Consider the following 25,075-nt stretch of genomic DNA (forward strand, 5'->3'; position numbering starts at 1 on the left):
CAATTTATTTAGTTTTTATATCAATTTATTTTTTCTTTTTTGAGTAGTAAAATGTAACTATTCACGGGGAACCCTTTTTTAAAATTTTAAAAAAGTGCCCAAACCCTAATAAATTGGTTCATACTATTTTTCACAGATCAATACTACATTAATAAACTGATTATTTAATTTAAAACATTACAAAAATGAAAATTGGAATAACCTTTAGTGCTTTTGATTTGTTACATGCGGGGCACGTAAAAATGCTTGAAGAAGCTAAACAAAATTGTGATTATTTAATTGTTGGTTTACAGACTGATCCAACATTAAACCGCCCGACAAAAAATAAACCAACACAAACTGTTGTTGAACGTTATATACAGTTAAAAGCGTGCAAGTTTGTTGATGAAATAGTTCCTTATGCAACAGAACAGGATTTAGAAGATATTTTGAAATCTTTTACTATTGATGTGCGCATTTTAGGGGATGAATATAAAGAGAAAGATTTTACCGGAAGAACTTATTGTGAAGAAAAAGGAATCGAGTTGTATTTTAATACCAGAGACCATCGTTTTTCGAGTACTAATCTTCGTCACGAAGTATATCAAAAAGAAATTTTAATACATTCTAATGGCAATTAGTACTACTATTACTCATGTAGTTTTAACCGGCGGAATTGGCAGCAGATTATGGCCTCTTTCCAGAAAAACACTTCCAAAACAATATCTTGAACTTTTTGACGGACAATCACTTTTTGAAAAAACAGTGGCTCGTAACGAAAATGTTTCAACAAAAATGATAGTAGTTGGAAATATTGAAAACTACAAAATGACGAATGCAATTATGTCAAAACTAAATAAGCATTTTACTCATATTGTAGAAGCCGTCCCCCGTAATACAGCCGCAGCAATTGCCTTTGCCGCATTTGCATCAAAACCAGACGACATTTTATTGATAACCCCCTCAGACCATATTATTGAAGGCAGCGATTTATACAATAATGCTTTATGGCATGCCATTGTATTAGCCAATCAGGATTATTTAGTAACCTTTGGCATAGAACCTGCTAAACCAGAAACGGGTTACGGTTATATCGAATTTGAGGATGAAAATGTAATTGCATTTCACGAAAAACCTGATTTTGAAACGGCGGTAAAGTATCTTAAAAAGAAAAATTATTTCTGGAACAGCGGACTTTTTTGTTTTAAAGCAGGAAAGTTTTTGGCGGAAATCGAAAAACAAGAACCCGAAGTTTTTAAAGCTTCAAAAATAGCCTGGGAAAACAATAATAATGGCTTTTTAAACTATGAATTGTCACTTAATATTCCTGCTATAAGTATCGATTATGCAGTTATGGAACGAAGTAAAGACATTAAAGTCGTTCCCGCTCATTTTGATTGGTCAGATCTTGGTTCTTTCGAATCGGTTTATGATTATTTGGTTCAAAAAGGGCATCCAATCGATGCCAATAGAAATATTGTTATAGGAACTTCATTGCACACCACATTTATAGGCGTTAAAAATTGCATTTTGATTTATACCGCCGATGCTTTGATGGTTTTGCAAAAAGAAAATTCTCAGGAAGTAAAACAAGTTTACCAGCAATTAGAATCGATTGCTTCACCGCTGCTGTAAAATAAAATTTACACTATGATCAATAAAAATTCCATAATATATATTGCCGGACATAATGGAATGGTGGGAAGCGCCATTTGGAGAACCCTGACAGCAAAAGGCTACACTAATCTTGTTGGAGTCTCAAGCAAAGAATTGGATTTAAGAAAACAGAAAGCCGTTCGGGATTTTATCAGAAAAACAAAACCCGATGTAATTATAGATGCTGCTGCAAAAGTGGGAGGGATTAAGGCGAATAATGATTTTCCGTACGATTTTTTAATGGAAAACATGCTGATTCAAAACAACCTCATTAACGAAGCGCACCGTTTAGCAGTAGATAAATTCATTTTTTTAGGAAGTTCCTGCATTTATCCAAAATTAGCACCACAGCCGTTAAAAGAAGAATATTTGCTCACAGCTCCTTTAGAACCAACTAATGAATGGTACGCTTTGGCAAAAATTACCGGAGTAAAATTGTGCGAAGCCATCCGCAGACAATTTCAAAAGGATTTTGTGAGCTTGATGCCAACCAATTTATACGGTACACATGACAATTTTGATTTAAAAAGTTCTCACGTTCTGCCCGCCATGATTCGTAAGTTTCACGAAGCCAAAGAAAATAATAATGCTGTAGTAACACTTTGGGGAACAGGAACACCCATGCGCGAATTTCTATTTGTAGATGATATGGCAGAAGCAGTAGTTTTTGCTCTCGAAAACGAACTTCCGGAACACCTGTACAATATTGGAACTGGAAAAGACTTAACAATTAAGGAACTTGCCGCAGCCGTACAAAAAATTGTAGGCCATACCGGCGATATTCTCTGGGATGATACCAAACCCGACGGCACACCACGAAAATTAATGGATGTTTCTAAAATGCACAGCATTGGCTGGAAACACCAAACTGAACTCGAAGAAGGAATACAAAAAACCTACTCTTGGTTTTTAGAAAACATTGAAAATTTCAAACAAAAGGTTTACTGATCTTTTGCCCTTCAAATTACCCCGAACCCCTTTATCGTTACGACTTTATAAAATTTGCGACTTTGCAGCATAATGCCTTTGTGCCTTACAATTAGATTATGAATCCATTGAAAAAAACAGCCCTAATCACAGGAGTTACAGGACAAGACGGAGCCTATTTAAGTGAATTTTTATTAGAAAAAGGCTATATCGTACACGGATTAAAAAGACGTACCTCTTTATTTAATACAGACCGAATTGATCATTTATACCAGGATCCTTATGTGGAAAACAGGAATTTTATTCTGCATTACGGCGACATGACAGACAGTACCAATTTAACCCGTATTATTCAGGAAATCCAGCCGGATGAAATCTATAATCTGGCTGCGATGAGCCATGTAGCTGTTTCATTTGAAACTCCGGAATATACAGGAAATGCAGATGGTTTAGGAACCTTACGACTTCTGGACGCTGTTCGTTTGCTGGGGTTAGAAAAAAAGACACGAATTTATCAGGCATCAACATCCGAATTGTACGGTAAAGTACAGGAAGTTCCGCAATCTGAAACAACGGCATTTTATCCGCGTTCGCCTTATGCAGTAGCCAAAATGTACGCGTACTGGATTACGGTAAATTACAGAGAAGCTTATGGAATGTATGCCTGCAATGGTATTTTGTTTAATCACGAATCGCCCATTCGCGGAGAAACTTTTGTAACACGCAAAATTACCAGAGCAACCGCAAGAATAGCCTTAGGACTGCAGGATAAATTATACTTAGGAAATCTGGACGCACAGCGCGATTGGGGACATGCAAAAGATTATGTAAAAATGATGTGGATGATTTTGCAGGCTGATGAACCCGAAGATTGGGTAATTGCTACAGGAAAAACAACTACAGTTCGTGAGTTTGTTCGAATGAGTTTTGCCGAAGTTGGTATTGAATTAGAATTTAAAGGAAAAGGCATAAGAGAAAAAGGAATTGTAAAGTATTGCAGTAACCCAGATTATCAAATTCCGCTTGGTACAGAAGTGTTAGCTGTCGATGCTAACTATTTTAGACCAACAGAAGTAGATTTATTGGTAGGTGATCCCACAAAAGCCAGAACTAAACTCGGCTGGAAATGTAAATATGATTTACCCGCATTGGTAAAAGAAATGATGCAGTCTGATTTAAAATTGATGGAGAAAGAACAGCATTTAAAAGAATACGGTTATACGATCTTAAATTATTTCGAATAACGAATACGGCAGATTAATTTAAACACATAGAAACATAGATTTTAGGAGTTTTAAAAAGGCGTTTCACTTGCATTAACAAACATAGACAGCACAATCTTGTCATTCCGAGGAACGAGGAATCGCACTAGAGAATCGACAAAGGTTGGCGACTTGCTGTTGCGGAGTTACTTGTGTGATTCCTCGTTTCTCGGAATGACAAAAAGTGAGAACTATGTGTTAGAAACTAGTTTTTTTGTAGTCTTTCTAAAGATTCTGAAAAACTATGTCTCTATGTGTTAAAAAAAAAAAAACACTTCCCAAAAAAACGAACTAAATGAAAATCAAAAATATTTGCTGCTTAGGGGCCGGTTACGTTGGAGGGCCCACAATGTCTGTTATAGCATTGAAATGTCCCGAAATTAAAGTAACAGTTATAGATTTAAATACAGATCGCATTTTGGCATGGAACGAAGAAAATTTAGATAAACTTCCTGTTTACGAACCCGGACTTGCAGATGTAGTTCGTGAAGCAAGAGGACGTAATTTGTTTTTTTCAACCGATGTTGATGCCGCAATTGATGCCGCAGATATGATTTTTATAGCCGTAAACACGCCCACAAAAACATACGGTGAAGGCAAGGGAATGGCAGCCGATTTAAAATTTGTAGAATTATGTGCCAGACAAATAGCCAGAATAGCCAAAAATGATAAAATTATAGTCGAAAAATCAACGCTTCCCGTTCGAACAGCTCAAACTTTGCAGACTATTTTAGATCATACCGGCAACGGTGTTAAATTTGAAGTACTTTCTAATCCCGAGTTTTTGGCCGAAGGAACTGCTATCGAAGATTTATTTAATGCCGATAGAGTTTTAATTGGAGGAAATCAAACCGAAAGCGGTCAAAAAGCCATTCAGGCTCTGGTTGATATTTATGCACACTGGCTTTCGCCGAAACAAATTTTAACCACAAATGTTTGGTCTTCAGAATTATCAAAATTAACCGCCAATGCATTTTTAGCACAAAGAATTTCGTCAATTAATGCATTATCTGCTTTGTGCGAAGCGACAGAAGCCGATGTTGATGAGGTGGCAGCAGCCATAGGAACTGACAGCCGAATTGGGTCTAAGTTTCTGAAAGCTTCGGTAGGATTCGGAGGATCTTGTTTTCAAAAAGATATTTTAAACCTAGTGTATTTGTGCCGCTATTTTAATCTGCCGGAAGCAGCCAATTATTGGGAGCAGATTATTATTCTAAATGATTACCAAAAATACCGTTTTGCTAAAAATATTATCTGCTCTCTTTTTAATACCGTAAGTGGAAAAAAGATAACTTTTTTAGGCTGGGCTTTCAAAAAAGATACCAATGATACCAGAGAATCTGCAGCGATTTATGTAGCAGAGCATTTGATCGAAGACGGAGCAGAAATTCATGTATATGATCCCAAAGTTTCTGAAGAAAAAATTAAAGCCGATATGCTTTGTCTATGGGAATTGAAAGGACTTTCTGAAGAGAAAATCAAATCAAAACTGAATCAGATTTCTGTTTACAAAACAGCCATTGATGCGCTCAATCAGGCTCATGCAGCTGCGATATTAACAGAATGGGATGAATTTAAAACCTACGATTGGGAAAGTATTTACAACAATATGTACAAACCCGCTTTTTTATTTGACGGCCGTAATATTCTGGATTTTAAAAAATTAGCAGCAATAGGTTTTCAGGTGAAAGGAATTGGAAAAAATAGTTCTTTTAGTGATAAATTAAAACTAGTAAATGAATTGGTCATTAGATAAAATAAAACAGCACCAGCATTTCGATAAAAGTTTAAATTTCATAAAGTTAGTTTCGATTGTAGGGAGTACAGAGGTAATATTAAAAATAACCGGATTTGCGTCTGGCATATTGATTGTCAGAATGCTGCCAGTTCAGGAATACGCTTTATACACGCTCGCCAATACCATGTTAGGCACTTTAGTCATGTTTACAGATTCTGGTATTTCAAACGGAGTCATGGCGCTGAGCGGCAAAGTATGGAAAAATCCTCAAAAGCTGGGGGAAGTTTTGGCGACGGGTTTAGATTTAAGAAAGAAATTTGCATTTATAGCTTTAACAGTTTCTACACCCATAATCATTTATTTATTATTAAAAAACAATGCAGGCTGGTTATCGGCAGTTTTAATTTTTCTATCATTAATTCCAGCTTTTTATGCGGCTTTATCAGATTCTTTATTAGAAATTACACCCAAATTACATCAGGATATTTCGAGCCTGCAAAAAAATCAATTACGAGTTGGTTTTGGACGATTGGTTTTAATCGTTTTAACGATATTTATTTTCCCCTGGACTTTCGTCCTTATTTTGGCTTCCGGAATTCCGCAGATGTATGGTAATTCTAAACTCAAAATAATCAATAAAAAGTTTGTCGACAGTAACCAAAAACCAGATCCTGTAATTCGCAAAGAAATATTAAGAATCGTAACCCGCATCCTGCCCAATATTATATTTTATGCACTATCAGGACAAATCGTAATTTGGATATTATCTGTTTTTGGCAATTCTACTGATTTGGCAAGTATAGGAGCTTTGGGCAGGTTTGCGGCACTCATGGCTTTTTTTACCACTATATCAGGTACCTTATTTTTACCTCGTTTTTCAAGATTAACAAATAACAAAGAAACTCTTTTAAGATATTTTTTATTTTTTCAGTTAATCCTTTTTTTGGCAGCAGGCTTTATTATGCTCATTGTATTTCTGTTTCCTGCTCCAATGTTATGGCTTTTAGGAGCTTCTTACAGTTCATTATCGTCTGAACTTTTTTTGATTATGTTATCAAACTGCATCGGATTAATTGCTGCAATGAGTGGTAATTTGATAGGCAGCAGAGGACATTTTTTAAACCCAGTATTTGTAATTGCGCTCAGTTTAGGAACCGTCATACCAGCTTATTTTATTTGGGATTTAACAAAGCTTCGAGGCATTTTGTACTACAGTATTTTCAACCAGTGTCTTTCATTAATAGTAAATTATATATTTAGTTTTTTAGTAATAATTAGAGCAAAAAAACATGAATAAATTACCAGGTCAAGGCGGACTTACTAAAAAAATAACCATAGCAAAAGGAAAAGTAAACCGTAAAAAGTTTGCCAGACAAGTAGCAATAGGATTATACCATTTGGTAAACCAAGTCAGTAAAAAAAAAACTATCGAAATGGAGGTCGCCAGTTTCTCCTCATTCAATGATTTTCACGAGCAGGTTTTGTCTGTTTTATCTTTTATTCGCTACGTAGGAAAACCAATTAAATGGACCCTATATTCAGACGGCACACATACTCAGGCACAAATAAATCAACTCGAAAGCAATTTTGATTTCCTAAAAGTAGCCGAAGGACTCGACTGGAACGAAATACAATCCTTAAAAGGTTTATGTAAAGCAGAATTAGAACCTTATGAAAACTATTTAATCGATTATGCTAAAAAATATCCATTAGGCAAAAAACTGTTTTACTATTTAAATCATCCAATCGAAAAACCAACACTATTCATAGACTCAGATATTTTGTTTTATGAACACGCCAATGTTTTAAAACTAATACTAACAGAAAAACCCAAAGCAAACGGCTGGTATATGCCAGATGTAAGCTGGGGATGTTTAGACAGCCGTTACAAAGCCCTAAACTCAGAACAAATATATCAGGTAAACTCCGGTTTTATTTTTGCCAATGAAGCTTTTAAGAACATAAAAGAATCTTTAGACTTTTTTAAAACCTATAATTTCACCTACGAATATTTTAGCGAGCAAACCGTTTATCACCATTTGCTAAAAAATAATTCCTATATGCCTTTAACACCTAAAACCTTCATTTTAGATTCAGGCGATCAATTTGATTTTTCGTATTTATTCAGTCCAAAACAAATGGCCGTTCGGCATTATACAGGGCCGGTTCGCCATAAAATGTGGCAGAAAAATTATAAATGGCATTTAAGCTTATAAACCAATATAGATGAAAAAAGGTATTGTTTTAGTGGCCAATTTAAAAAGTCAGTGGTACAGCGAAAACCTAATTTATTCCATTAGAAAAAGCGGCTGTACATTACCAATTCGGCTAATTCATTTTGGAGGAGAAAAAGTAAATTCTCAATATATCTTAAATGAAGTTGAATTTTTAACCGTAGAAGATTTTCCGGAAGAAGCCAGAAGTTTTATAAAAAACCTGAGAAGCGTTTTAACAGAATGCCCAATGGGGTTTTTATACCGTTTTTTAGCATTCTTTTCAGATTGGGACGAATTTATTTATACCGATAATGATATCGTGGCGCTAATGAATTGGGAACGTTTGTTTGAATTTGCAAACGGACATGATTTAGTTCACGCCGATACAGAATACACAACCTGCGGCATACACAATTATCTGCAGCCCGAAAAAATAAAAGAAAACTTTGGGAAAGACAGTTTAAATTCAGCCATTACAGCCGGACACATACTGGTAAGAAAAAGTTCAAAAATGATTGCAGATATGAACACTGCTGTAGAATGGTTCAGACAAAATCCTGAAATTCCCAAAAAACACGACCAGTCCTTATTGCATATCGCCTCATTACTTGGAGAATGGAAATTACTCAATTTATGCAAACCTCCATATAATTGGCTCAGTTCCTGGTCTGGAGATTATACCAATAGTTTAGATTTAATTCATGCCATTCAAGGCGGGTACAAACAAAACACAGACTCATACAAAATTTGGTATTCTCAATTGTCTGAAGAATCTAAAATAGTTGTGAATAAACAATCTTCATTTCCGGCTTTAAATGTACCCATTAGTCATTTACACTATTCTGGCAGAGGCCGTCTGGGAGCAGAACCGATAGACGAATTAATGTATTCCAGCCAGACTGATAAAGAGCGAATGATGAGTTTATACAAAGTACAAAGCTCTGATTTATTTTACATTACCTATATCAGGAACCAATCGAAACGGGTAACAAGAAGACTTAAACGCATATTAAATTTATAATACTATATGAATGCAGCAGTATGCACTATTTTCGAGGGGCACTACCATTTTGGTGTAGCTGCACTTTCTAATTCACTATATCAAAACGGATTTAGAGGCGATATTTATGTGGGTTATCGAGGCAGATTGCCCAATTGGGTTTTAAGAGGTGAAAAGGAAACAATTGGTAAATGGAAAGAAGCCATTATATTAACTCCGATACAGGACATAAAACTAATTTTTCTGCCAATAGTGACCAACTATAATATGGCAAACTACAAACCAGATTTTATGCTTGAACTCTGGGAAGGCCCCGCAAAAGAAGCAGACGCAATGTTTTATTTTGACCCCGATATTGTGATAAACGATTCATGGACCTGCTACGAACAATGGATAAACTGCGGTGTTGCACTTTGCGAAGATGTTAATTCACCTTTGCAGGAATTTCATCCCCGGCGGCAAGGCTGGAAAAACTATTACAAACACTACCATATCGATTTAAACTTTAAAAATGCCATTTATGTAAATGCCGGTTTTGTAGGACTTCTTAAAAAAAACAGTTCTTTTTTAAATTTATGGGTTCAAATGCAGGAACTTATGGGACCTGCAATTGGAGGTTTAGAGAATTCTATTTTTTTGAATCAATCCTATAATTCAACGGTTTTAAAAAGAGAAGGATTCCAGATTTTTGATAAACCGGATCAGGATGCTTTAAATGTAGCGATTGAAGTTTATAATGACCCTGTAAGTTATATTGGAAAAGAAGGAATGGGTTTTTCTGAAGGTGATTCAACAATGTCACACGGAATGGGAAGTCCAAAACCCTGGAAAGCACACCATTTATTAAGAGCCGCTCAGGGAAAAATCCCTAGAAATTTAGATGTTATTTATTGGAAATATTGTAGTGAACCCATATTGGCACATTCTAAATGGGAAATTACACGAAAATTAATAGGTATTAAAGTAGCCAAAGTTATTGGAAGATTCTATAAAGTGTAAATTTTTTTAAAACGGATAAAAAATTATGATTCCAAAAACAATTCATATTTGCTGGTTTAGTGGTGAAGATTATACGCCATTTATAAAAGAATGTATGGCTACCTGGAAAATTCACCTGCCTGAATTTGAATTACGAATATGGAATAAAGATAGTTTTGATTTTGATTCGATTCCTTTTGTAAAAGAAGCTTTTCAGGCAAAGAAATGGGCTTTTGCAGCAGATTACGTTCGTCTATACGCTTTATATACCGAAGGCGGTTTGTATTTAGATTCAGATGTTAAAATACTAAAACCATTTAAGGAAACCTGGTTTGATTATGATTTTTTCAGCGCTCACGAAATACATCCGGGTTTGTTTGAAGATGCTGGCGGACTTAAACAGTTAAACGCTTCTTATTTACCTGTAAACGGCGAAACTATTACAGGATTTGCGGTTCAGGGAGCAATTTTTGCATCGGTACCAAATCATCCGTATGTTAAAGATTGTTTAGAACAATATAAAAACCTGCAGTTATTTGGTGAGGATGGAACTATGAATTTAAAAAAAGTGATAATAGGTTCTGTAATAACTCCGGTTGCCGAAAAATATGGTTATACATATCAAAATAAAGAACAAGTTTTAAGAGAAAATATGCTGATTCTTCCGGCGAATATTCTCGTAGGGAATTCTATTTATTTAGACAGAAGATCCTACGCAATCCATTTAATAAACGGAAGCTGGCGCGGAAAAAAAGGCATTGAAAAGTTCCTGCATTTAGTCCGGAATCATTACCCCAGATTATTTCCAGTCGTCAATTTTATTGATAAAAGTGTTAAAAAAACGTATCGAACATCAAAATACCTGAAAACAATTATAACAAAAAACACATCCATTTTGTACTGAAATTGTACCAGTTTGATTAACGAAAAACGAAAAAACCTCCCATATAAAATTCAATAATTAAATCTCGAAATGGAAATACTCTTCATTTGCGGCTCTGCAGAAATTGGCAGCGATGGTGTAGGCGATTATACCCGCCGCTTATGTGGTAAACTTATAAAATCCGGTCATGAAGCACAGATTTTATCTTTATGCGATCACGAAGCTGTTTCTTTTATAAGCGAAACTCAGGTTGTAGAAGAAACTCCTGTAATCGTGCATAGAATCCCGGTTGCTGCACCAAACAAACAGCGTTTAATTTGGCTGCAAAGTATTTTAAAAGATTTTGAACCCGACTGGATTTCACTGCAATACGTTCCTTACAGCTTCAACCCAAAAGGACTGCCTTTCTGGCTGCCTTCATATTTAAAAAAAATTAGAGGAAATCATAAATGGCATATTATGTTTCATGAATTATGGCTTGGAATTGATATCGAGTCTTCCATTAAACACAAATGCATTGGAAAATTACAGCAGGTAATCGCCAAAAAAATTGTTCAAAATACAAAAACACATTCTATAAATACCCAAAATAAACTGTATCAGTTCTTTCTTCAATCCCATAATATCAAGGCAGAAGTTTTGCCCATTTGCGGTAATATACCGTTAACAGCGGAGAAAAAAGAACCAATAGAATTTGCTCAGTTTGTGTTGTTTGGCACCATTCATAACGGAGCCCCTTTTGAAGATTTTATTAAAGATTTAAGCAATAATTCAGATAAGTTTGAGAAACCTATAAAATTTGTTTTCATCGGTAAAAACGGTCCGGAATTAATTAATTATACTGCCATATTAGACAATTATAATATTACTTATGAAATTCTTGGCGTACAATCTGAAAAAGTAATATCACAGGTTTTGAGAGACAGCGATTTTGGAATATCAACAACTCCGTATTTCCAAACAGAAAAAAGCGGTGTTTTTGCAGCGTACAAAGAACATCAGATCAATACGATTTGTGTTTCAAGAAATTGGACTCCAGCAAAAGGACAGTATGAGATTCCGCAGATTATTAAATACGAGAAAAATAATCTGAATATAACGCCGCAAAACGTTGAGGTTTCTGATTTAAATAATATAGCAGTGCAGTTTATTAATTCAATTTCTGCAGTATGAAATTATTGGTTTCACATCCAACTTTAAACGCAAATTCAAAAAATCTCGTAACAGGTTTATTGAAAGAACAGCAGCTTTTTAAACTGTTTACTTCAATTGCTATATTTCCCGGACAGTTATTGTTTAAGCTTGGAAATAATCCGAAACTAAAAGATTTAAAAAGAAGAAGTTTAGACGAAACCTGGCAGCCATACACACGATCAAGACCCTTTTTTGAATTCGGACGTTTACTAACCTCAAAATTCAAATTAGATTTTTTAATAACACACGAAAAAGGCTTTTTCTGTATTGACAAAGTCTATCAAAAACATGATAAATGGGTTGCTGATAATTTAGCCGAATTAAAAAAAGAAGACCTTTTAGGAGTTTATGCATATGAAGATGGAGCTTTATCTACTTTCAAAAAAGCAAAACAATTAGGGCTTTATTGTATTTATGATTTACCAATTGGGTATTGGAAAAGTGCCAGATTATTAATGCAGAAAGAATTTGACATTAACCCGGCTTGGTCAGATACGCTGCTTGGTTTCAATGATTCACTAGGGAAACTGAGCAAAAAAGATGAAGAATTAGCTTTGGCAGATGTAATTTTCGTCGCCAGCAGTTTTACCAAAAAAACATTAGAAAACTATAAAGGAAACCTGCCCGAAATAAAAGTAATTCCATACGGTTTTCCGACAGTTACCAGAAAAAAATACTACGAGCCTCTTTTGGATCGAAAACTAAAAATTTTATTCATAGGAGGTTTATCGCAGCGAAAAGGAATATCCTATTTATTTGATGCAGTCGAAAAAATGCAGGATAAAGTAGAACTGACAATTGTAGGACATAAAGCAGTATCCAATTGCGAAGCATTAAATCAGGCTTTAGAAAAACACAACTGGATTCCATCATTATCTCACGATGAGGTTTTAGAGTGTATGTACGAACATGACATATTTGTTTTTCCTTCTCTTTTTGAAGGTTTTGGTTTGGTAATTACCGAAGCCATGTCGCAGGGAATTCCGGTTATTACAACCAATCGTACCGCAGGCCCGGATTTAATAGAACACGGAAAAGACGGATGGATTGTTCCCGCCGGATCTTCAAAAGCCATAAAAGAAGTCATTACTCAAATACTTGAAAAACCGGAAATATTGGAACAATTTGGGCTTGCGGCTCAAAACAAAGCGCAAACCAGACCTTGGTCAGTTTATGGAAAAGAAATGGCCGATGCCCTTTCTTCATTAAAGATTTTGTAAACAATTAGAAAAGATGGAAACAGCAAAAGTACAAGATTTAGAACAATCATATAAATCCTTAAAAATTGCTATCTGGCTGTATTTTTTACTTTGGATTTTTGAAGGTGCTCTTCGTAAATGGATTTTGCCAAGTCTGGCCACACCGCTTTTAATTGTGCGTGACCCAATTGCTATTTTTATTATTATAAGAGCTTTTTATCTCAATGTGAAATTTATAAATGGCTATGTAGTTTTAAGCTCCATTTTTACATTATTGGGTTTAGCGATTACGCTTACTTTCGGACACGGAAATCTTTTCGTTGGTCTTTATGGAGCAAGGATTATGCTCATTCATTTTCCGTTGATTTTTATAATCGGAGCCATTTTTAAGAAAGAAGATATTCTTAAAACAGGACGGGTAATGCTGGCAGTCAATATTTTAATGACCCTGATTATTTATCTTCAATTTACAAGTCCGCAGACGGCATATATTAATACGGGTTTAGGCGGAGAAGGAAGTGCTGGTTTTGATGGTGCAATGGGGTATTTTAGACCATCGGGAACATTTTCGTTTACAACAGGATTATCTGCCTTCTACATTTTGGTTTCTGTATTTGTATTTTATTTCTGGCTGTCAAAAGAAGCCTGTTCCAAAATCCTGCTTATCTCCAGCACTATCGCCTTAATAATAGCTTTGCCTTTAACCGTGAGCAGAACAGCGGTGTTAGGCGTTTTATTAGTTGGTTTTTTTGCTTTTGCAGGATCTGCAACCAGTGTAAAATCATTAATACGGTTAATTTCTACTGTTTTAGTCATTCTGGTTTTATTTATTGTTTTACAAAGAACTACATCAATTTTTAATCTGGGGACACAGGTTTTTATGAGCCGTGTAGATACGGCAAAAGGACAGGAAGGAGGATCTATTGTGATGCGAACCATAAACGGATTTACAGAACCTATTACGACATTATTAAAAGCGCCTTTATTTGAAGGAAACTTAGGAATGGGAACCAATGCAGGTGCGCAGCTGCTGACAGGACAGAGAAAATTTTTAGTTTCAGAAGGCGAATTAAATCGTGTGGGCGGCGAGCAGGGTCTTATTTTAGGAGGCGGCCTTGTCGTTTTGAGATTGGTTTTAGCGTTTGGACTTTTTTACAGTTCTATAAAATTACCGGGAAACTATAAACTGCTGCCCCTGACATTCTGCGGAACTGCGTTGTTTTTAATCACCCAAGGACAATGGGCTCAGCCAAGTATGCTGGGCTGTGCCGTGATTGCTGCAGGGTTATTGCTGGCTGGTATAAACATCAATTTGAAAACAGAGTGATGAAAATAGTACTTTTTACGCATCCTTCGTTTTTAGGTCATCAAAGTATGCCGCGCTATGCCAATATGCTGCTGAACGGAATGAAAGAAAGAGGACATGAAGTAGCTGTATGGAGTCCTAAAGCCCGATTTTATAAGCTGCCTTTAATGAAATCTTTTAAAAAATGGCTGGGTTATATCGATCAGTATTTTGTATTTCCAATTGAGGTAAAATTAAAATTGCGAAATTCCTCAAAAGATACCCTTTTTGTATTTGCAGATCAGGCTCTTGGTCCGTGGGTACCGCTGGTAAAAAACAGAAAACACGTAGTGCACTGCCATGATTTTTTAGCTTTAAAATCGGCATTAGGAATGATACCGGAAAACCCAACATCATTTACAGGCAGGCTGTATCAAATTTATATAAGAAGAGGATTTTCAAAAGGAAAAAATTTTATTTCCATTTCAAAAAAAACGCGTCAGGATTTACACAAACTGCATTTGGGAGAAATTGCTAATTCTAAAGTATGTTATAACGGTTTAAACCGCCCTTTTTTTTCCCTGCCAAGAGAATCTTCTCGGGACTTATTAGAAACAAAGTTCAATATACTTTTATCTCAGGGTTATATTATGCATATTGGCGGAAACCAATATTACAAAAACCGACAAGGCGTACTGGAAATTTATGAAACCTGGAGAAACTTATACAATACAAAAATACCCTTGGTTTTGATTGGTGAAGAACCGTCAGAAGAATTGACTATTCTGCACAAGAAATCACCATTCAAAGATGATATTCATTTTATCACGAATCTATCAGATGAACATGTCAATAATGCTTATTCCGGAGCAATTTGTTTATTGTTTCCGTCTCTGGACGAAGGTTTTGGCTGGCCCATTATTGAGGCAATGGCTTCAGGATGTCCGGTGATTACGACCAATAAAGCTCCGATGAATGAAGTAGGCGGAATGGCTGCTTTTTATATCGATAAAAAACCAGCAGATGCATCACATTGGCAGCAATGGAAAGAGGATGGAGCAAAAACAATAGAAAAAGTATTGAAATTATCCAGACCTCAGCAAACAGAAACGATTGAAAGATCTTTTACCCAGTCGCAAAAATTTACTACAGAGTATTTTCTTGATGCTGTTGAAGTTATTTACAAAGAAATTAATCAAATTGTATGAAAGTAATCCATTTTATTGCAGGAATTGATAAGGGAGGAGGAGGAACTACAGAATATATGAGATTATTAAGTACGGCATTAAAAACCCATATGGAAATAATTGTGGCAACAAAAAAAACTTCTCACCCAATAAATATCCCGGGTGTTAGAATTAAATTTTTTGAAACAGGTATTCTGAGATGGTTTTCTATGCTCGAAGAGTTTCGAACCTTTTTACTTGCCGAAAAACCAGATATAGTTCATATAAATGGTATTTGGAGCCCTCAAAACTGGGGTTTTCAAAAGATAGCTCAGGAAGTGGGAATTAAAGTAATACTGTCCCCACACGGAATGTTAGAACCCTGGATTATGGCTCACAACTCCTGGAAGAAAAGATTAGGGTTGTTTTTGTATCAAAAAAAAGCCATTCAAAGAGCCTCATTTTTACATACAACTGCTGAAATGGAAGCACTGAATATTCAGTATTTAGGATTTAAACCACCTATTTCCATAATTCCGAATGGTATTGATTTAAACGATGTTAAAGGAATTAAAGAGCATTATGGAACAAAAAAAATGGTGTTTATATCCCGAATTCATCCTAAAAAAGGCATTGAATTACTGCTTGAAGCCTGGCGCCATTGTAATACTAACGGATGGCAGCTTGAAATTGCAGGACATGGCGATGAAAATTATATAGCACACTTAAGTAAAAGTGCCAAAGATCTAAAAAATGTAAATTTTGTAGGAGCAAAATATGGTAATGATAAATGGGATTTTTTACGATCTGCAGATGTAATGGTACTGCCAACCCATAGCGAAAATTTTGGGATTGTAGTAGCAGAAGCCCTGGCATTAGGAGTTCCTGTAATAACAACACAGGATACACCCTGGGAAGATTTAGAAATACATGAATGTGGATGGTGGATAAACTTATCTGTTTCAAATCTCGAAAAAATCATTACGCAGGTACTTAATACCGCTGCCGATGAATTACAAAATATGGGCAGAAAAGGAAGAAAACTTGTAGCAGAAAAATATGAAATTAAAGCTGTTGCAAATCAAATGAACGACTTGTATAAAAAAATACTTAATTGATACTATTTTGGATTTAGCTGCTTATAGTCATTCTTTTAGTTTAAAAAACAAAATTTCAAGATTGATCTGGAATTTTGCACGGTTAATTTTATTTCGCCCGTTTGCTTCCCGGTTATTTAAAACATGGAGAGTTTTGGTGCTAAAATGTTTCGGTGCAAAAATAGAATGGTCAGCGCATGTTTATGCCTCAGTAAAAGTATGGGCTCCATGGAATTTAGAGCTTGGCAAAAATTCCAGCCTGGGGCCTAAAGTCGATTGTTATAATCAGGGAAAAATAAGCATTGGGGATAATACGGTAATATCGCAAAAAGCGTATTTATGTGCCTCTACCCACGATTATACTAAAAAAGATTTTCCTCTAATATTAAAACCAATCACAATAGGAAACGGAGTATGGATTGCTGCTGATGCTTTTATTGCACCCGGCGTATCTGTAGAAAATTATTCTGTTGTTGCAGCACGTGCAGTGGTTATTAAAGATGTTGAGGAAAATTCTATAGTAGGAGGAAACCCTTCCAAATTAATAAAATTTAGAAGTTTTGAATAAAATTCCAATTTCCGTAATCGTTTCTGTTAAAAACGAAGCTAAAAATTTACCATTTTGTCTGGATAAATTAAAGCGATTCTCTCAAATAATTGTTGTTGATTCAGGCAGTACTGATGATACTGCAATTATTGCATCGGCTATGGGAGCCGAAGTACTGCAGTTTCAATGGAACGGTAAGTTTCCAAAAAAACGCAACTGGGCGCTGCAAAATGCAAACCTTCTCAACGAATGGATTTTGTTTCTGGATGCCGATGAATTTGTTACCGATGAATTTGTTACCGAAATAGAGCATAAAATTCAGGATCCCGCTTATAACGGTTTCACGATACGTTTTGAAAACTATTTTATGGGAAGAAAACTCAAATACGGATATGGTTTTCAAAAGTCGGCACTTTTTAAAAAATCAAAAGGGGCTTACGAAAAAATAGAGGAAGATTTGTGGAGTCATTTAGATATGGAAGTACATGAACACCCGGTTATAGAAGGTAAAGTAGGCATTATCAAAGCAAAGGTTGTTCATAAAGATTTTAAAAATTTAGAGCATTATATAGACAAACACAATGCTTATTCTACCTGGGAAGCCCAAAGATATTTACAGCTGAAAAAATCTAAGAACACACTTTTATCCTTAAATCAAAAAATTAAATACGGTCTTCTTAATACAGGATTACTTCCTGTCGTTTACTTTTTGGGAGCCTACTTTTTAAAACTTGGTTTTTTAGATGGAAAAGAAGGATTTTATCTGGCACGTTTTAAGTCACATTACTTTTTTCAAATTCAAACTAAAATTGATTTAATCAAAAATAAATAGAATTAACATGAAAAGAATATTGATAACGGGAGGAGCCGGATTTGTAGGCTCACATTTGTGCAAAAGATTACTGAATGAAGGAAACGAGGTAATTTGTCTCGATAATTACTTTCCAGGAACTAAATCTAATATTATTGATTTAATCGATAATCCGTATTTTGAAATGGTAAGACACGACATAACAGAATCTTATTATGCTGAGGTAGACGAGATTTACAACTTGGCCTGCCCGGCATCTCCGGTGCATTACCAGTACAATCCAATAAAGACCATAAAAACTTCTGTTATGGGAGCAATTAATGTACTGGGATTAGCAAAACGCGTCAGAGCCAAAGTCCTTCAGGCCAGTACAAGTGAAGTATATGGCGATCCTTTGGTACATCCTCAAACGGAAAGTTATTGGGGACACGTAAACCCAATAGGCATTCGCTCTTGTTATGATGAAGGAAAACGCTGCGCCGAGACTTTATTTATGGATTATCACAACCAGAATAAAGTTGCCATTAAAATCGTCCGAATATTTAATACCTATGGCCCAAACATGAATCCGTCAGATGGGAGAGTTGTTTCTAATTTTATTGTACAAGCACTGCAGGAAAAAGATATTACCATTTTTGGAGACGGTTTGCAAACCCGTTCTTTTCAATATGTTGATGATTTAGTCGAAGGCATGATTAGGATGATGGGTACAGATCGTGATTTTTTAGGGCCGGTAAATTTAGGGAACCCCAATGAGTTTACAATGCTCGAACTTGCTCAGGCAATTATTGAATTAACTGGTTCAAAATCTAAAATTATTCATCTCGGTTTACCGCAGGATGATCCCAAACAAAGACAGCCGGATATTTCTCTGGCTCACAAAAAACTTAATGGCTGGGAACCCAAAATACAACTGCGGGAAGGTTTGGTTGCTACTATTAACTATTTTGACGAACTATTGCTAAATCAAAAGAGGGTTTCTTTTTATAAAGTAGAATAATTTATCTATAGAGTTTTCTTTTTTTTAATTTCCTTATTAAGGAAATAAAACAGGCTTTTTTAAGCTAAAACTTTGATTTTTAATGGTTTTAACGACAATTGAGGCGGTTCATCGAGAACTTTTTTTAGTAGAAATCTTTTGTTTTAGTTTTATATGGGAATTATGTGAAATTTTTATCTTAAAAATATAATTATTTATGAGAATTACCATAATTACAGTGTGTTACAATCGCAAAGCCACGATAGAAAAAGCAATTCAAAGTGTGCTGGCGCAAAATTACCATGACATAGAATACATCATTATCGATGGCAGTTCTACAGATGGAACACAGGAAATTATTGAGTCTTATCGAGATAGGATATCCAAGTACATTTCTGAACCGGATAAAGGCATGTACGATGCTATTAACAAAGGGCTTCAATTGGCAACGGGAGATGTTATTGGTTTAATGCATTCTGATGATGAATTTTTTGACAAAAAGGCTATAACAAGAATTGCAGCCCGTTTTGATTATGAGCCCAATATAGATGGGGTTTATGGTGATGGAATTTATGTTTCAAATGATAAAGAGGAACGTTTGGTCCGCGATAGAATAGGAGGTGTTTTTAGTCTTAAAAGAGTTAAAAAAGGCTGGCTGCCTTTGCATCCTACTGTTTATTTAAAGAAAGCTGTAATTGATAAACATGGTCTGTACAACCTTGATTTTAAAATAGCATCTGATACTGAATTTTTGCTCCGCTATTTATACAAACATAAAATAAACATGAGTTATATCGATGCCTATATCGTTAAAATGAGAATGGGAGGTATGAGTACCAGTTTAAAACGCGCCTTTGAAGTTTTATACGAAGATTATAAAATTTATAAGTTTTACGGTTTAGCCGCAATATTGGTTGTCTTTCTTAAAAAAAGTATCGCTTTGAGACAGTATATAGTTCATTAATAAAGAGGATAAATATTGATTCATCAGTATTTTTTTTTGAGGAGAGAGAGAACATAACTTAAAAGTGAGTTTTATTTCAATAGAATTTAGAGTAATTAAAAAATACTAAAAACATACTACGATGAACATGAAGAAAATTTTACTTCCGATAATTTTATTGCTTTTATTGATGTTTCAGTCTTGTACCACAAAGAAAGAAATGCTGTATTTACAAGATCTGGACAGCTATGCAAATTCGAATTTAAATTATGTGTCAACAAAAATACAGCCCAACGATATTTTAAAAATTGACATAGGAGATATCAACCCTCTGGTAGCGGCGCCATTTAATATTAGTGCTGGAACTACCGGCGGACAAACATCAGTAGAAATGATGAAATTAACGGGGTATTTGGTTACTCCTCAGGGAAATATCACCATGCCTATTTTAAACGAAATTAAAGTTGGAGGCCTGACACCGGCCAATGCAGAGCTCAAAATAAAAGAGCGTTTGATTAGTGAAGGCTATTTAGTAAATCCTACCGTGCAGGTGCGGGTACTCAATAATAAATTTACCATTTTGGGAGAAGTAAATTCTCCCGGTGTAATACCTTTTAGTGAAGAATCTATCAGCCTGCTCGATGCAATAGGACTGGCAAAAGACTTAACCTATTCAGCAGTTCGAAAAGATATAAAATTGATTAGAGAAGTAGATGGAAAACGTTTAGTTTATCATGTTGACCTGACTACAGCTTCCTGGATGTCTAACCCAAATTTTCGAATCAGGCAGAACGATGTTATTGTTGTAGAACCCAATAAACTAAAAGCAAACAGCGGTGGTTTAATTAAAGATCCAATACAAGTATTGGGTATAACAGCTTCTCTTTTAGCAGTCGTTTTACTTATTGCACAATGACAAAGTAAAAAAGAGCAGTTCAAATTATGCTTATTATTATAAATACTGTTGTATAATTAATTGAATAATTATGGATTTTAAAAAAGAATTTTTAAAGTATCTCAAGTATTGGCCTTGGTTCCTGTTTAGTTTAATTTTATGTGTAGGCGCGGCGTTCATTTTTATCAAAATAGTTCCGCCAACTTACCAAACTTCGGCTTTGATCTTTATTGATAAAAAACAAGAAGATAAAACAAAAATTATAACTATCAGCACAGACCAAAAAAGTAATGAATATAATTTAGACGATGAAATCAGGCTTATTACGTCTAATGAGTTTTTGCTGGGTGTAGTTAAGAATTTGAATCTAAATGTGAGTTATTTTGAAAAAGTATATGCCATACAAAATAAATATATAAATGAAGTTCCCTTTATTTTAAAACTTACGGTTGCTAAAGATTCGCTGCCGCAGGTTTCGTATGAAATTAAAATAGATAAAGCAGGATTTATTATCACCAATCCAGATACAGAAAAAAGTTATAGAGTTAAAGGATATGAAGGAGACCAGGAAATAAAAGATCTTCCGTTTAAAATTAAATTAGCTTCAAAAGTAAAGAAAAACCCTTCCTATTATTTCGATAACGAATATAAAATAAGTCTTGAACCAACAGATATTGCATTAAAGAATTTAAAGTCATCTTTAATTGTTTTATCCGATGAAAAGTCAAAAGGAACAATAGAATTAAACCATATTGGTTCAAGTCCCGTACATTCAAGAAAAATATTAAATGAAATCATCGTTTTACTGGATAAAAGCATTGTAATCAACAAGCAAAAAACCTTTACCAATACGGTTGCTTATTTAAATCAAAGGATAAAAAGTTTCACTAAAGAAAAAGATTCCATAGAAAGTGTAAAAGAAAGATATCTGCAAAACAATGAAATAGGGGTAATGGACAATTATATTGCCGAAAAAACTGCCGACAGGAGCCAGAAAAATGAAAGTTCTTTACTCAACGAAAAACAAATTTCACTAGCCAATTATGCCATTAACGATATCAGGAAATCTGATGCTGCACAGGCTTTGGGAACAAATTATAATTTAGAATCAACGATAGTCAATCAAATGCTTTTAAATTATAATGCAAAACTTATGGATAGTGAACTGATCCTGCAGAGAGCACAAAAAAACAATCCGGCCTATATAACTTTAATGACCCAGTTAAAGGTTCAAAAACAAGAAATATTAAATAGTTTAGAAGGTTATTTAAACTTTTTAAACCAAACCAATATAGCCAACAAATCGCAGCAAAGCATCGCCGAATCAAAAGTTAAAAGCATTCCTACACAAGATAAAATATTGGGCAACATCAATAGTAATCTTAGTATGAAAGAAGAAACGTATGTGGCATTATTGCAAAAAAAGGAAGAAGCGGTTTTGAACGGAGCAATTTTAGAATCAAATTTAAAGACCTTAAATGCACCCGAAACAAATTATTCGGCAATTTTTCCTCAGCCCAAATCATTTATGATTGGAGCATTTTTATTTGGTTTACTGCTGCCTTTCGGAATAATATATGTTCGTTTATACCTTGATACCAAAATACATAACGAAGAAGATATTCAAAAAGTAATTAACAATATTCCTATTCTGGGACATATTCCTAAAATAAATACTAATGAAAAGTTAGAAAACACTGCTACTTCCCGCTCATTAATAGCAGAGGCAACACGTACCTTGGTTTCAAACATACGTTACCTGCTGCATAAAAAAAAGGAAGACAAAGGAAACATAATACTGTTTACCTCTTCTATTCAGGGAGAAGGAAAATCCTTTTGTGCTTTTCATAATGCTGTAACAATTAGTAACCTTAATAAAAAAGTATTATTAATTGGTGTTGATTTAAGAAATCCGCAATTGCATGAATATTTCAATATCAATAAAAACGTATCAGGTCTTACCAATTATCTGGCGAATAAAAATGATGACTGGAAAGAATTCCTGCAAAAAGATACTAATTATTCTAAAAACCTTGATATCCTGCTCGCAGGAGAAGTTCCTCCTAATCCCTCTCAATTAATAACCAATTCTAATTTTGAAGTATTGATTGAAGAAGCAAAGGATCTTTATGATTTTATAATATTAGATACTGCTCCGGTACAAATAGTATCAGACACACTCAATTTTAGCCATTTGGCTGATGTTACTGTATTTGTTGTAAAATATGATTATACAGATAAGAGTAATTTAGTTCATATAAATAATTTTATTAAAAAAGAACAATTAAAAAATGTTGGTATTCTTATCAATGCAGTGAATATGAAAACCGCATACGGATATGGTTACGGCCCCAACTATGGATATCACTATCAGGAAACAAAAATAAAGAGACCCTGGTACAAAAAAAGTCTTAGAATAAAAGAAGCTTAAGCTTATGTTTTTTCTTACTGCAAATTTACCTCAAACAATAAAAAGCACATTGCTGAAAACTAAATAATGTAAAATGCTGCAAAAAATAGTTCTGTTGATACTGCTTTTAGTTATTGGTATTGTTTTTTATTTTTCCTGGCTGCCTGATCCTGGTTTAAGAAGCGAAAGTTATTTGCCAAAATGGCTTTTGAATTGGAGTAATCATTATTACAACCTGCGTACCGCTGTTCCTTTTTTAGCCGTTGGTTTTCTGTTAGAAGCCTATGAGCAAAAAAGTTCAAATGAAATAAATCAAATCAAAAATTTAAATTTCATACAAAACATAGGTATAGCAGCAATAATTGTTTGTATAGCCGAAGGAGGGCAGTTTATAGTTCAAAAAAGAAATCCCGATTTAATGGATGTTTTTTACGGAATTATAGGAAGTTTAGCAGGAGGATTGTTTTACAATTTATTGAAAAAATTAAAAAATGCGAAACAGACATAAATTTACCTTCATAATTTGCTGTGCAATTGCAGATATGATCGCTATGATACTTGGTACTATAGTGTTTTTGAATTTTGCAGGCGAAGAGAAGATTGGCTGGAATGCCTTGTTTCTGGATAAAATGATCCCTATTACAATTTTAAGCTGGTTATTTTCTGTAACCTATTTTCAATTGTACAGAATAGATGTTCTTTTTAGCCTGGAATACTTTTTTCGTAACAGCTGGCGTGCTTTTTTTACACAAAGAATCCTATGGCACAGCTATATTTTTATTTTTCAGGATAACGTTCTTTACTTTTTTGGAAGCCGGGCCAATTTATTTCAATTGAGTTTTTTGCTGTTCTATTTTCTGCTGTCCAGAATCTTGTTTACACTGGTTATAGGAGAAATTAAAGGATGGGTTTTTAAACAATATACAGTTGCAATATGGGGATTTAATAAAACCAGTATCGAATTAGCGTCTCATTTAGAAAATAATTCCTTTTTTATTCAATTTGTGGGTATTATCAACGAAAATGCTACTGCAGATTATAAAAGCAATGAAGAATTTAGCGAAGCCCTGTCCGAAGCTATTCATAATGCATCAAAAGAGAATATTAATGAATTGTATATTGTATCTAAACCGGATTTTATTTCAGATTTGAATTATTTTTTTGAGCTTGGCGATAAATATTGTATGCGTTTAAAATTTGTTCCTGATTTTTCATCCATTTCAAAAAAGCATTTCAACTCCAGCCATTTAAATAATTTTCACGTTATTAAACCTCGTTTTGAGCCGTTACAAAATGCCTATAACCGATTAATTAAGAGAATATTCGATCTTGTTTTTAGTATAATGGTCATTGTTTTTATCATGTCGTGGCTCTATCCTTTGTTAGCCATTCTTATTAAAAGACAGAGCAAAGGGCCGGTTTTATTCAGGCAGCTGCGAACTGGTAAAAAAAATGAACCCTTTTGGTGTTATAAGTTTCGAAGTATGTATATAAATTCTGGCGACGAAAGCCAGCAGGCCAGAAAAGGAGATTCGCGGGTCACGCCAATTGGGAAATTTCTCCGAAGGACAAGTTTAGATGAAATGCCCCAGTTTTTTAATGTTTTGATGGGAAATATGAGTATAGTTGGGCCGCGCCCTCACATGATCAAGCACACAACAGATTACAATTGTCATATTAATAATTTTATGGTTCGTCATTTTGTCAAACCGGGAATTACAGGGCTGGCCCAGGTTTCAGGACTCAGGGGAGAAACTAAAAGAGTCGTCGACATGAAACGCCGCGTTACAACAGATATACATTATCTGCAGCGCTGGAGTTTAATTACTGATATTAAGATTTGCTTATTAACCGTTATTGTAACCTTGAAAGGGGATAAAAATGCTTTTTAAATTTAAAAAATAGAAATT

The 25,075-nt window shown here is 34.6% G+C and carries 23 protein-coding genes; all 23 read left to right on the forward strand.

What is annotated here, in order from left to right; all coding sequences use genetic code 11:
• Window positions 1-185 precede the first annotated feature (185 nt).
• The 23 genes from LUU93_RS16280 to LUU93_RS16390 all read left to right on the forward strand — a co-directional run bounded on the left by LUU93_RS16280 (window position 186) and on the right by LUU93_RS16390 (window position 25,057).
• The gene (locus tag LUU93_RS16280; protein WP_232682231.1) at window positions 186-620 is read left to right on the forward strand and encodes an adenylyltransferase/cytidyltransferase family protein; all 435 of its coding nucleotides are present in this window, start codon (window positions 186-188) and stop codon (window positions 618-620) included.
• Window positions 610-1,614 carry a mannose-1-phosphate guanylyltransferase gene (locus tag LUU93_RS16285; RefSeq protein ID WP_232682232.1) on the forward strand — a complete coding sequence of 335 codons (1,005 nt, stop codon included), beginning with the start codon at window positions 610-612 and terminating at the stop codon, window positions 1,612-1,614. The genes LUU93_RS16280 and LUU93_RS16285 overlap by 11 nt, the downstream gene beginning before the upstream one ends.
• Window positions 1,615-1,632: 18 nt before the next feature.
• The gene (locus tag LUU93_RS16290) at window positions 1,633-2,583 is read left to right on the forward strand and encodes a GDP-L-fucose synthase family protein (RefSeq protein ID WP_311202636.1); all 951 of its coding nucleotides are present in this window, start codon (window positions 1,633-1,635) and stop codon (window positions 2,581-2,583) included.
• A 98-nt stretch (window positions 2,584-2,681) separates the two neighbouring features.
• Window positions 2,682-3,806 (forward strand): GDP-mannose 4,6-dehydratase, encoded by a 1,125-nt coding sequence (gene gmd / locus LUU93_RS16295; RefSeq protein WP_232682234.1) that lies wholly within the window; start codon window positions 2,682-2,684, stop codon window positions 3,804-3,806.
• A gap of 313 nt (window positions 3,807-4,119) precedes the next feature.
• A complete protein-coding gene (locus tag LUU93_RS16300; protein WP_232682235.1) occupies window positions 4,120-5,580 on the forward strand; it encodes a nucleotide sugar dehydrogenase in 1,461 nt (486 codons plus the stop codon).
• Window positions 5,561-6,859, forward strand: coding sequence for a lipopolysaccharide biosynthesis protein (locus tag LUU93_RS16305; RefSeq protein WP_232682236.1), 1,299 nt, complete (start codon window positions 5,561-5,563; stop codon window positions 6,857-6,859). The genes LUU93_RS16300 and LUU93_RS16305 overlap by 20 nt, the downstream gene beginning before the upstream one ends.
• Window positions 6,852-7,778, forward strand: coding sequence for a hypothetical protein (locus LUU93_RS16310; RefSeq protein WP_232682237.1), 927 nt, complete (start codon window positions 6,852-6,854; stop codon window positions 7,776-7,778). The genes LUU93_RS16305 and LUU93_RS16310 overlap by 8 nt, the downstream gene beginning before the upstream one ends.
• Window positions 7,779-7,788: 10 nt before the next feature.
• Window positions 7,789-8,799 carry an alpha-mannosyltransferase gene (locus LUU93_RS16315; protein ID WP_232682238.1) on the forward strand — a complete coding sequence of 337 codons (1,011 nt, stop codon included), beginning with the start codon at window positions 7,789-7,791 and terminating at the stop codon, window positions 8,797-8,799.
• Between the two features lie 6 nt (window positions 8,800-8,805).
• The gene (locus LUU93_RS16320) at window positions 8,806-9,777 is read left to right on the forward strand and encodes a hypothetical protein (RefSeq protein ID WP_232682239.1); all 972 of its coding nucleotides are present in this window, start codon (window positions 8,806-8,808) and stop codon (window positions 9,775-9,777) included.
• Window positions 9,778-9,802: 25 nt separating this feature from the next.
• Entirely contained in the window at window positions 9,803-10,660 is an 858-nt protein-coding gene (locus tag LUU93_RS16325; protein ID WP_232682240.1) for a glycosyltransferase family 32 protein, read from the forward strand.
• A 69-nt stretch (window positions 10,661-10,729) separates the two neighbouring features.
• A complete protein-coding gene (locus tag LUU93_RS16330) occupies window positions 10,730-11,812 on the forward strand; it encodes a glycosyltransferase family protein (protein WP_232682241.1) in 1,083 nt (360 codons plus the stop codon).
• Entirely contained in the window at window positions 11,809-13,053 is a 1,245-nt protein-coding gene (locus LUU93_RS16335) for a glycosyltransferase family 4 protein (protein WP_232682242.1), read from the forward strand. The genes LUU93_RS16330 and LUU93_RS16335 overlap by 4 nt, the downstream gene beginning before the upstream one ends.
• Before the next feature lie 13 nt (window positions 13,054-13,066).
• Entirely contained in the window at window positions 13,067-14,359 is a 1,293-nt protein-coding gene (locus tag LUU93_RS16340; RefSeq protein WP_232682243.1) for a hypothetical protein, read from the forward strand.
• Window positions 14,359-15,525, forward strand: a complete 1,167-nt coding sequence (locus LUU93_RS16345) for a glycosyltransferase family 4 protein (RefSeq protein WP_232682244.1) — start codon at window positions 14,359-14,361, stop codon at window positions 15,523-15,525. The genes LUU93_RS16340 and LUU93_RS16345 overlap by 1 nt, the downstream gene beginning before the upstream one ends.
• Entirely contained in the window at window positions 15,522-16,601 is a 1,080-nt protein-coding gene (locus LUU93_RS16350) for a glycosyltransferase (protein WP_232682245.1), read from the forward strand. The genes LUU93_RS16345 and LUU93_RS16350 overlap by 4 nt, the downstream gene beginning before the upstream one ends.
• Before the next feature lie 136 nt (window positions 16,602-16,737).
• Entirely contained in the window at window positions 16,738-17,148 is a 411-nt protein-coding gene (locus tag LUU93_RS16355; protein WP_232682246.1) for a putative colanic acid biosynthesis acetyltransferase, read from the forward strand.
• Complete coding sequence (locus LUU93_RS16360) at window positions 17,141-17,959, forward strand: glycosyltransferase family 2 protein (protein ID WP_232682247.1); 819 nt, start codon at window positions 17,141-17,143, stop codon at window positions 17,957-17,959. Before LUU93_RS16355 ends, LUU93_RS16360 begins: the two co-directional genes overlap by 8 nt.
• Window positions 17,960-17,966: 7 nt before the next feature.
• Window positions 17,967-18,938 (forward strand): UDP-glucuronic acid decarboxylase family protein, encoded by a 972-nt coding sequence (locus LUU93_RS16365; protein WP_232682248.1) that lies wholly within the window; start codon window positions 17,967-17,969, stop codon window positions 18,936-18,938.
• A 196-nt stretch (window positions 18,939-19,134) separates the two neighbouring features.
• Window positions 19,135-19,881 (forward strand): glycosyltransferase family 2 protein, encoded by a 747-nt coding sequence (locus tag LUU93_RS16370; protein WP_232682249.1) that lies wholly within the window; start codon window positions 19,135-19,137, stop codon window positions 19,879-19,881.
• Between the two features lie 121 nt (window positions 19,882-20,002).
• The gene (locus LUU93_RS16375; protein ID WP_232682250.1) at window positions 20,003-20,776 is read left to right on the forward strand and encodes a polysaccharide biosynthesis/export family protein; all 774 of its coding nucleotides are present in this window, start codon (window positions 20,003-20,005) and stop codon (window positions 20,774-20,776) included.
• Window positions 20,777-20,846: 70 nt separating this feature from the next.
• Window positions 20,847-23,186, forward strand: a complete 2,340-nt coding sequence (locus tag LUU93_RS16380; protein WP_232682251.1) for a polysaccharide biosynthesis tyrosine autokinase — start codon at window positions 20,847-20,849, stop codon at window positions 23,184-23,186.
• A 73-nt stretch (window positions 23,187-23,259) separates the two neighbouring features.
• A complete protein-coding gene (locus LUU93_RS16385) occupies window positions 23,260-23,673 on the forward strand; it encodes a VanZ family protein (RefSeq protein ID WP_232682252.1) in 414 nt (137 codons plus the stop codon).
• A complete protein-coding gene (locus tag LUU93_RS16390; protein WP_232682253.1) occupies window positions 23,657-25,057 on the forward strand; it encodes an exopolysaccharide biosynthesis polyprenyl glycosylphosphotransferase in 1,401 nt (466 codons plus the stop codon). Before LUU93_RS16385 ends, LUU93_RS16390 begins: the two co-directional genes overlap by 17 nt.
• Window positions 25,058-25,075: the final 18 nt, after the last annotated feature.

The organism is Flavobacterium soyae (genome assembly GCF_021245985.1).
In the GTDB taxonomy this organism is placed as follows: domain Bacteria; phylum Bacteroidota; class Bacteroidia; order Flavobacteriales; family Flavobacteriaceae; genus Flavobacterium; species Flavobacterium soyae.